A 10223-nucleotide genomic window follows, 5' to 3' on the forward strand; every position below is an offset into this window, starting at 1 on the left:
CATCGAAGTGCGCTGTCAGTTGGCCGCTTCAGCCAAACGACTGCCACCAGAGCAATCCCTGCCGATTCTGAAAAATCTGATGATGCGGGATGAGGATCTGGCGGATCCCCGTCAGCCGCTGATGATCTGGTGGGGTTTAGAATCGACCATCGACCCTGCATCCCCCGCAGCTCTCACCGCGATCAGTCCGCAGACAAATCTGGCGGAAATAGAACGCCGTGCCGCCGGGAAGAGGACGGGCGAGGAGCCCTTGCTGCGGCTGTTTGAAGATCGTGCCCTCTGGACACGTCCTCTGGTTCAAAAAGAGATTCTGCCGCGGTTGATGCGACGGTTCGCAGCAACGGGCCAGCGTTCGGACCTGGCGATTTGTGCCCAGCTGTTGAAGGCATCCCCCACCGCAGAAACGACGAAGGGACTCATGCAGGGATTTGAAGAAGCGTTCCAGGGACGATCCTTGAATAACGTTCCGGCGGAACTGGTGACCGCACTTTCCGCAGCCGGGGGAGGTTCGCTGTCGCTGAAAATTCGCCAGGGGGATTCGGCCGCCACGGAAGAAGCGCTAGTCGCGATTCAAGACGAGAAAACACCGGCGGGAAAGCGAGCGGAGTACGTCAACCTGTTCGGTGAGATCAAGTACCCGAAGGTCGTCCCTGTGCTACTGAAAACGCTCGTGACGACTCCCGATGATGGACTTAAGGCCGCCATCCTCACCACGCTACAGGCCTATGGGGATGCCGAAATTGCTCAGGCGGTCCTTGAACAATACGGCAACTTCAATGAAGACGTGCGGGCTGTCGCTCAATCGCTTCTGGTCAGTCGCAGGGCCTGGGCGTTGAGTCTGCTGGACGCCGTCGATCGGGGAGACATCGTTGCGGCGTCATTGCCACTGGACACCGTCAGACGAATGACAGTCCATCGCGATGATCGAGTCGCTCAGTTGATCGACAAGCACTGGGGCAGTGTCGAAGGGGCAACCAGCGCCGACATGCAGCAGATGATGGAACAGTATGCGACCGTGCTGGTCGGTGCGGGTGATCCGTATCCTGGCAAGAAGATCTACATGCAGATGTGCGGCAAATGTCACACATTGCATGCAGACGGTGGAAAGATCGGTCCCGATCTGACGACGTACAAACGGGACGATATCCGCCAGATGCTGCTGCACATCGTGAACCCCAGTGCCGAGATTCGCGAAGGGTTTGAAACGCAAGTGGCAGTCTTGAAGGATGGCCGTGTCGTGACCGGATTTCTGGTCGAGCAGGATCCGCAAACGGTGACACTGCGAAGTCCTGATGGGCAGACGATTTCGCTCGAACGCTCGGAACTGGAAGAATTGAACAAATCTCGCAAGTCGCTGATGCCCGAAGGTCAGCTCAAGGACTTGAGTGAAGAGCAGCTCAGAAACCTGTTCGCCTATCTCAGAAGTTCACAGCCGCTGAATGACTGAGCCATGCGGACCAACATAGGGACATGCTTCACTCGCAATCGCATTCGCTTGCAAGTGAATCGCTGGTTATCAGCCTCGACGAGGCTTACCGAAATCAGCTTGGGTTTCGCGACTCACTATGATTCATGGGGTTGTCGAGGCAATAAACTCTGGAGAACGATCCGTTCCACTTGCAACAAGCCGAGGCTCCGAGGGCTTACATCGTCCCGAAGAAGTTTTTCGCGCATTCGTGGATCAGGTCGATCGACAGGTTCACGGGGACCTCGTGGAAGCGGCAGATTGAGCGTGCCATTTCCAGCAGGTCTCGCGGATCACTCGCGCGGGGGGCTCGTCCTCGATCGTAGTAATTTTCGAACAGGGTGTTGACGATGGCTTCGTCGTAGGCGATGTCCCGCTGGCGGCAGGCCATCTGGAAGATCACTGTATACAGTTCACGCGTTGGGGAATTGACCTGAAGTTTGTGTTTTGTCCGCCGCAGGAAGGCCTCATCGACGACCTCTTTCGTGTCGAGGTTGGTTGCGAAGATCGTGAGCTGCTCGAGCGGGAGCATACATTTCCGACCGGTGGACAGCGTCAGGTAGTCGGCACTTTCCTCCAGAGGAACCGTCCAGCGGTTCAGCAGGTCTCGTGCTGAAATTGTCTGGCGACCGATGTCATCGATCAGGAACATTCCGCCATTGGCTTTAATATGCATCGGTGCATTGTAGAAGTTCGCCAGCCGGTTGTACTTCAGTTCCATGAGATCGAGCGTCAGTTCGCTGCCGGTCAATACGACGGGACGCTTGATTCTGCGCCAGCGGCGATCGACGGCTCCATCCGGAAGGGCTTGCGAACCTTCCCCATTGGGCCCCGAGCGTCGGAATCCCTGATCTGCATCGTCGGTCGTCTGGTGAATCCCGGGATCGTAGAACGTGATGATGTTATTGTCCGCGAGGATCGCGTACGGGACATAGATTTCCCCGCAGAACTGACTCAGGAACCGTCCCAGACCCTTCGCAATGACAGTCTTGCCATTTCCGGGAGGACCATAGAGGAATAGCGATTTGCCGCTGCAGACGGCGGGACCCAACTCATCGAGCAGCGATGGGCGGATGACGTAGTCCTTGAATGCGGCACGCAGCGAAACCGGATTGCAGCGTGTCCCTGCTACGCTTTGCACGTGGCACTGTTCAATGTACTGCGCCAGCGGCACCGGAGCGGGCCCGACGTAACGGCAGTTTTCCACTGCCTCACGCGCTCGGATTCGTCCGTTTTCCGTCAGGGCAAATTTGAATGTCACGCTGCCGAGAACGTCCCCGCTTCCCGCTTCCACGAGACGCTGGTCTCGCAACATCAGCAATGGTTCTTCCACGACATCCAGCGGTAGGCGCAGCAGCTTCGAAAGATCGGAACCTTGCAGCACACCATGAACATACAGTGTCTTGAGCAACAGATCGGTCAACTGGCCCATGGAAAGACCGGTATCACTGACGGTGCGAGGGCTGCAGGGGGCTGGAGCGGGGGCTGCCTGCAGCGGAGGAACGTCCTCAGCCCAGGCGACTGTGTTATTGGCCTGCGGAGGGGCACCGACGGGGGCCAGCGGATATGAATGCGATGATCCGAGGGGAGCGACACCCACTTGAGTTCGATGAATCGTATCGATTGGTTCAGAAAATAGTTCAGTCGTTGGCATCTGCAGTACTTTCAAAACAAACGAGTATTCAACGACCTCGTGCCATTGCAGGAGACGTTAACCGGGCGTCGTTCATCCGTGTCTTGCATGTGAGACTGACTCAGCCTTCACTGACGCCCTGGCCATTCCCCGGCCAATGGAACTCACCCTTGTGTTCGTATCGGCCGCTGGTTCCGAGCCCATGATTCGAAAGTGTCGATGAGGGGCATCTAGGCAAGTGAGGTTGCTTCGAGCCTCTTCCTTTTACCGCAGTTACCCAAGTTTGGCCGAAAAATGGTGTTTTTGAGTCAATTTCCGCAGATGATGTTGAGCTGTTCTCTCTGATTCTGCCTTTGAACGGCAAAATTTGCCGGTTTGCAACCCTGTGAGGGCTTTGTCGGCGCTTGACAGTGGGTTCACATCGGGCGATGCTGATTCCAAATGGGGCTGCCCCACCTGCCTGTTATTCCCGCCCTGCGATGTGACTGGTTTGGATTGTGAAGATTCCGCACCTGTCGACAATCCTCATCACTAGAGACTAAGGATCGCTCCATGCAGCGTATGATCAACGTTCTGATCGTCAATCTGAGTCTGTTGCTGCTGGCTCCGTGCGTGTATGCGGAAGAAGATCTGGAGCAGACCATCGTTCAGCAACAAAAGCTGGCGGATGAAGCACAGGACCAGAAAGCAGCGGGCGAACCTGCCGTGATTGCCGCTCGAACCAAAGCGAAAGAACTGGCCGCTTCTCTCGCCGCTCTGCGAGTCGAACAGAATAAAGCGGAAGCCTCGGTCAAGGATGGCGAAGGGAAGCTGCCGAAACTTCAGGAGGCGGTGAAGAAAGCAACCGAAGAACGGGCCAAGGCCGAAGCGGAAGCGGCTGCGGCTGCCAAGGCCGCTCTGGAAGCAAAAGGGAAAGACACCGAAGCCGCGGAAGCCGAAAAGTCAAAAGTTGCCGCCGAGAAACTCGTCGCTGCCACGAAGGCCCTCGACGAAGCTCTGAAGGCGGTTCTGCCCATCGAAGAGGGCCTTGCCTCTGCCCGCAAATTAATTGCTGAACAACCTGCCCGCACGAAGGCCGCAGAAGAAGCACTTGCTGCGTTTCAGCCTGAACTGCAGGCGGCTGAAGCGACCTACGCGGCATTGAGCAAAGAAGCCGTCTCGCGATTGATCGACCTTGAAAAGAATCTGGTGAAGACCGGACGGCTGGTCTCATTCGCACAGCAGGTGGCTCCGATCTTTTCTCAGCGCTGTCTGGCATGTCATAACGCCCGGACGGCCAAGGGGCGACTGAATATGGAGAACTTCGCCAACCTGATGAAAGGGGGCGAGAACGGGCCTTCTGTTGTCGCGGGGAAGCCTGGTGACTCTCTCTTGCAGATCATGATCGAAGATCATTCGATGCCCAAGGACGCCGATCCACTGCTGCCTGAGCAGATTGCGATTGTGAAGAAATGGATCGAAACCGGGGCCCGCCTCGACGCAGGGATCGCACCGACTTCGACACTCATCACGATCATGCCCAAGCTGGTTCAGCCGATGCCTCCTGAATCGTATCGCGTGTCAGTGCCAGTGATGGCGATCGCGTTCAGCCCCGATGGGAACTTGCTCGCGACATCCGGTTACCGTGAAGTGCTGCTCTGGAATCCCGCTGATGGTCAGCTTGTTCGTCGAATCAAGAACCTGGCGGAACGTCCCCACGATTTTGAATTCTCCAGCGATGGATCGACCCTTGCTGTGGCCGCCGGAACACCCGGTCAAATGGGTGAGGTCAAACTGTTCAATGTGGCGGATGGTTCGCTCGTGGCTGACCTGTTCACAACCGATGACGAAGTTTTTTCGGTCGCATTCAGCCCGGACGGAACGCGACTGGCCGCAGCCTGTGCCGATCGCTCGGTGCGCCTGTTTGACGTGGCAACCCGCCAGCAGCAGAAACTGATCGAAGATCACGCCGACTGGGTTCTGGATGTGGCCTGGTCGCCAGATGGAAAGCGGATTGCAACCGCCAGCCGTGATAAGACATCGAAAGTCTTTGACAGCACCACCGGTGAATCGCAGGCCACGTTCAACGGACACGCTCAACCTGTCTATGGAGTTGGCTTCCTTCCCGATGGAGCTTCCGTTGCGACCAGTGGTCGTGACAATCGGATCCGGGTCTGGACTGCGGCTGATGCCAAACAGGCTCGTGAAATCGCACAGGGGGGTGAAGTCTTCCGAATCACCATGCAGGGTGACGGAACGGCATTGAGCGGTAGCGCCGATAAACTGGCTCGCCAGCACAACCTGACCACGGGTGCCCAAGTCAAACAATTCGGTCCTCATGAAGACTGGGTCTACTCTGCCAGCTATCACGCTCCTTCGAAACGGGTGGCCAGTGGTAGCCATGACGGACAAGTCCGAATCTGGAACTACGATGATTCGACCGAAGTTCTGAAGTTCATTGCTGCACCGGGACTTTCCACTCCCGTTGCCGCTAAGTAACTCCCGCTCGACCGGACAATGGGGCAAACAGACTGTCTCGTAGCGGACGTCAGATCGCCCCATTGCTGTAGAATCTGTTCCGATTAACGTGACGGAAGAGATCTGATTTTGCCCTTCACGCTGGAAGGGCAAACATCGGTTCGCTTCCGTCCGTCCTTTTGGTGGACCGCGAACGCATATCGAGGTCACTTCTGAAAGAAGGATGACCGCGCCCGAACTTCGGTGGCAGCAGGAAGGGACCACAAACTATACCCGCTGCACACAACCCCGATGTCCTTTAAGGGTTTTCAGTGGGGAGGGAACGAATCTTGGTCTCATCGGAAGTCGAGTTATTCATGAGCACATTGCCACCTGTTGCGGAGATGGAGCAGGCCTACCTCAATCGAGATGCCTCGTATGACGGTCTGTTTTTTCTCGGAGTTCGAACCACGGGAATCTTCTGCCGACCGACGTGTCCTGCTCGCAGTCCCCTTCCCAGAAATGTTGAGTATTTTCCGTCCGTCGCAAAGGCACTGTTTGCCGGGTACAGGCCCTGCAAGCGATGCCGACCAATGGCGGAAGTGAATCAACCGGATTGGGCCGCAGCTCTGCTGGCAGAGATCGACGCGGACCCCGGACGCCGAATTACGGAAAGTGATCTCCGGAGTCGAGGCCTGGATCCGGCGACCGCACGACGCCACTTCCTGCGGAACTACGGGATGACATTCCAAGCATATTCCCGGGCGCGGCGACTGACGAACGCCTTCACCGGGATTCGTAACGGCGAGTCTCTTGACGGTGCCGCTTACGACAGCGGGTACGAATCGTTGAGCGGTTTTCGGGAGGCATTCGGGCAGACCTTCGCGTGTCCGCCGGGAAAGAGCCTCAATCGCCCCGTTGTCTTGCTGGCGTGGCTGACCAGTCCCCTTGGGCCCCTCATTGCTGGTGCTACTGATGACGGTCTTTGTCTACTGGAGTTCACTGACCGACGGATGCTGGAGGCTCAGTTCGAAACCATACGGAATTCGTTTCAGTCTCCTGTGGTCCCGGGAATGAATGTCCATCTCGAGCAAGTGCAGCAAGAACTGGATGCCTATTTTGAAGGGCGTTTAGTCAAGTTTACGGTACCGCTGGTGTACCCCGGCACCGATTTTCAGAGACGCGTCTGGAACGAACTTCAGAGAATTCCCTACGGCGAGACCAGATCCTATCAGGAGCTTGCGACGACATTGGGGGATGCAGGTGCCGTCCGTGCGGTCGGTCGTGCCAACGGACTCAATCGGATCGCAATCCTGATCCCTTGTCATCGTGTGATCAACAAGGATGGGGGGCTGGGAGGCTATGGGGGTGGACTGCGAAGGAAGCAGTTTCTACTGGACTTTGAACGGTCCAACGCGCGAGCAATCGCCACAGGGGTGGCAGGTTCACAGAGGCTTGGAAGTTCGAAATGAGGAACCATCTCGATATTCCGGAGAGAATTTTTGCTTGAGCAATCCTTGCTCGATGGGATTGCGCAAGTTGTCTGGCGGGCAAGATCTGGCGACTCCGTTTTTACAAAGATATTCTGAGTACCCAGCAAAACAGAACGGCATCGCACAGGAGGGCCAGGGCGATTGCCACAGGGGGAATCGGAAACAGGGTGTTGTTGAACCACCAGGCAGCCAAGAAGCCGCTAATGACACCGGCTGCGGCTGCCATCATGGCGATCGAAGCTACGCAAAAAAGGACGGAAATCCAGTGTCCCATATCCAGTGACATTGCCGATGTCGATTGCACTGCGAGTGACCACAAAATCGAAGGAATGGACCCAGCGACACAGACACGAGCAGCGAGCGTGATCGCTTGATCTCGCTCTCTCTGCCAGCGAATGGCCTTATTTAATGCGTGTCGTAGTTCCCGCTCGTGAGCTTCCAGGTTGAGATGCTCATGTCGAGTATTATGACGCTGCTCGTTGTTCACGTTGTGGCCTTGAGCATGTAAGGTCCGACTGGAATATGCCCCGCTTCTGCACAACAGGATTGGTCACTAACTCCATCGGGGCGGTTCACGACTTGCGGAGATGTTTGAAGGGGCCCACCGTGGTCCCTGCTGCGATATTCAGTGGTCCTTCCAGGATAACGTGAGGTCCAATCCGACAGTTGTCGCCAATCACGACGGAGCCTGTGATGTGCGTGAATGGTTCGATAATGGTATCGACGCCAATTTGTACCTGGGGATCGATGAAGGTCTGATCGGGCATGACGATGGTGGTTCCGTTGACCATCCAGCGTGACATGGCGGATTGCTGCAGCGTTCGAGTGACTTGGGAAAGCTGTTCCCGCGTGTTGACCCCGAGTGCTTCCACCATGTCGAATGCCTCAAGAGCTACGACGGTGCGTCCCTGCTCCTTCAGAACGCGCGGGCAATCTGTGAGGTAGTACTCCGCCTGACTGTTGTTGGGTTGAATCTGTTCCAGCGAAGCGAGCAGGGCTTGCCCGTCAAACGCGTAACAGCCGGTATTAATCTCCTGAACCTTCTTCTCGTCGGGGGTTGCATCCTTTTCTTCGACGATCTTCTCGAAGGTGTTACCGGAACCACGGATCACACGTCCCAGTCCGAAGTTGGCCTGGGTCACGGCCGTTCCAATCACGCAGGCAGCCTGCTGCGCCTGCTGAATCTCGAGAAGCTGAGCGAGCGACTCTTTCTTCAGCAGGGGAGTGTCACCGGCGAGAACCAGCACAGGGCCATCGTGCGAGCGGAGTTGTTCTCGGCACATCATCACCGCATGACCGGTCCCTTTTTGTTCCGACTGCAACGCGAATTCGACGTCAGAGTGATACGAGAGGGCACCTCGTACTTTTTCTGCTTCATGGCCGACGATTGCCACGATTCGGGTGACGCCGGCGGACCGGGCTGCGTCCAGGACGTATTCGATCATCGGGCGACCGCAGACGTTATGAAGCACTTTCGGGAGTGCCGACTTCATCCGTGTGCTCTTTCCCGCCGCCAGAACAATGGCCATTGAGCCTGCCATGCTACGTCGCTCCTTCCTGGATCCTGATTCGTTGTTTTCACGAAAGTTGAGACCCGCTATCTTCGTGTGATTACCGATCTTGGCAAGATCAAGCTTCGGGATCGACGCGATCTGACGTGACCAGATTTGCGAGTCAAATCCGGCTCTCACCTTGCTTTGATGCGTAAACTTGTTGAAAATAGACACGCCTGCCCGATGACCTGCCTTTGAGGAGGTTGAGTCGTGAAAATTCAGAGGTTCACGAGTCTCTTCCGATGCTGAACAACCCGCCTGTGCGCAGACGTTAAGCCTTCACCGAAACAGTCGAAGGCCCTGACGGTCAAATTCCTTCCTTCGCCGAGCGACGCATGAAAAGATTTCGTTCCCTTTCGAATGTTGGAACGGGCCTTCTGGCAGGTTCCGCACTGCTCGCCCTGTTCAGTCAATTTTCGGTCGCGGCCGATTCCACCGCAGCGGCTGCACCGGTGACTGAGCAACTTGTCTTTGAAAAGGACGTGCGCCCCGTCTTGAAGGCGTACTGCCTGGATTGTCACGGCGGAGAAGCCGAACTGTCCGGCGGTCTCGATCTTCGTTTGCGGCGGTTTATCGTTGCGGGTGGGGAGAGCGGTTCTGCCCTGACTCCCGGCGCACCCTCAGACAGCCTTGTCCTTCAAAAGATCGTCTCGGGTGAGATGCCACCCGGTGAAAAGAAGGTTCCCGCAGAAAAAATCCGCATCATCGAACAGTGGATTGCTGCAGGAGCACCCACGTCTCGCGATGAACCACTCAAGCTGGATCCTGGCATCGGAATCACCAGCGAAGAGCGATCTTACTGGGCGTTTCAACCGCTTCAGAGACCCGAAGTCCCCCCGGTAAAAGGGGGAGATCTGGTTCGTACACCGATCGATGCCTTCATTCTGGCGAAGCTCGAAGAACAGGACTTGAGCGTCAATCCCGAGACGGATCGGTTCACACTGTTGAAGCGTGCCTATTTCGATCTGATCGGACTTCCCCCTTCCCTGGAAGAGACGAAGGCGTTTCTGGAAGACGAGTCGCCAAGCGCTTATGAAGCGATGCTCGAACGACTGCTCGCTTCCAAGCACTACGGTGAGCGTTGGGGACGGCACTGGCTGGATGTGGCCGGCTATGCCGACTCGGAAGGGGACGGTAATACCGATACCGTTCGACCCTATATCTACAAATACCGTGACTATGTCATTAAGTCGCTGAACGAAGATAAGCCTCTTAATCAATTCATCATTGAACAACTGGCAGGAGACGAACTCGTTCGTCCTCCTTACCAGAACATGTCACCAGAGTCGATTTCCACCCTGGTGGCCACCGGCTTCCTGCGAATGGCCGCAGACCCGACTGCCAGCGGACAGGGGAACACCGACGAATCTCGCAATCTCGTGATGGCCGATACCATCAAGATCGTTTCGACATCCCTGTTGGGGATGAGTGTTGGCTGCGCACAATGTCACGATCATCGCTATGACCCGATTCCGCAAGCAGACTATTTCCGTCTGCGGGCGATCTTTGAGCCCGCTCTGAATGTCAAAAACTGGATCGCTCCGAGAAGCCGGGTTGTCTCGCTTTACACCGATGCCGATCGCGCTAAGGCAGCCGAAATCGATGCCGAGGCGAATAAGCTTCAGGCCGTCTACAACGAGAAG

The 10223-nt window shown here is 56.4% G+C and carries 7 protein-coding genes; 4 read left to right on the forward strand and 3 right to left on the reverse strand.

Annotated features, from left to right (window positions below):
* Positions 1-1447 (forward strand): HEAT repeat domain-containing protein (locus VGE80_RS15465; RefSeq protein ID WP_440593287.1); only part of this gene is annotated, 1447 nt, incomplete at its 5' end.
* A 196-nt stretch (positions 1448-1643) separates the two neighbouring features.
* Here the strand turns inward: VGE80_RS15465 and VGE80_RS15470 are convergent.
* Positions 1644-3119, reverse strand: coding sequence for an ATPase (locus VGE80_RS15470; RefSeq protein WP_440593288.1), 1476 nt, complete (start codon positions 3117-3119; stop codon positions 1644-1646).
* Between the two features lie 531 nt (positions 3120-3650).
* On the opposite strand from VGE80_RS15470, the gene VGE80_RS15475 reads away from it, so the two are divergent.
* Positions 3651-5576 carry a c-type cytochrome domain-containing protein gene (locus VGE80_RS15475; RefSeq protein ID WP_440593289.1) on the forward strand — a complete coding sequence of 642 codons (1926 nt, stop codon included), beginning with the start codon at positions 3651-3653 and terminating at the stop codon, positions 5574-5576.
* Between the two features lie 335 nt (positions 5577-5911).
* The gene (locus tag VGE80_RS15480; RefSeq protein WP_440593290.1) at positions 5912-7006 is read left to right on the forward strand and encodes a bifunctional transcriptional activator/DNA repair enzyme AdaA; all 1095 of its coding nucleotides are present in this window, start codon (positions 5912-5914) and stop codon (positions 7004-7006) included.
* Between the two features lie 100 nt (positions 7007-7106).
* Here VGE80_RS15480 and VGE80_RS15485 read toward each other — a convergent pair whose 3' ends face one another.
* Both VGE80_RS15485 and VGE80_RS15490 read right to left on the reverse strand, forming a co-directional pair.
* On the reverse strand, positions 7107-7514 hold the full coding sequence (locus VGE80_RS15485; RefSeq protein ID WP_373650370.1) for a hypothetical protein: 408 nt from the start codon (positions 7512-7514) through the stop codon (positions 7107-7109).
* A gap of 85 nt (positions 7515-7599) precedes the next feature.
* On the reverse strand, positions 7600-8568 hold the full coding sequence (locus VGE80_RS15490) for a bifunctional UDP-N-acetylglucosamine diphosphorylase/glucosamine-1-phosphate N-acetyltransferase GlmU (RefSeq protein ID WP_373650371.1): 969 nt from the start codon (positions 8566-8568) through the stop codon (positions 7600-7602).
* Positions 8569-8915: 347 nt separating this feature from the next.
* Here VGE80_RS15490 and VGE80_RS15495 point away from each other — a divergent pair.
* Positions 8916-10223 (forward strand): DUF1549 domain-containing protein (locus VGE80_RS15495; RefSeq protein ID WP_440593291.1); only part of this gene is annotated, 1308 nt, incomplete at its 3' end.

The organism is Schlesneria sp., from assembly GCF_036405755.1.
GTDB lineage: Bacteria > Planctomycetota > Planctomycetia > Planctomycetales > Planctomycetaceae > Schlesneria > Schlesneria sphaerica.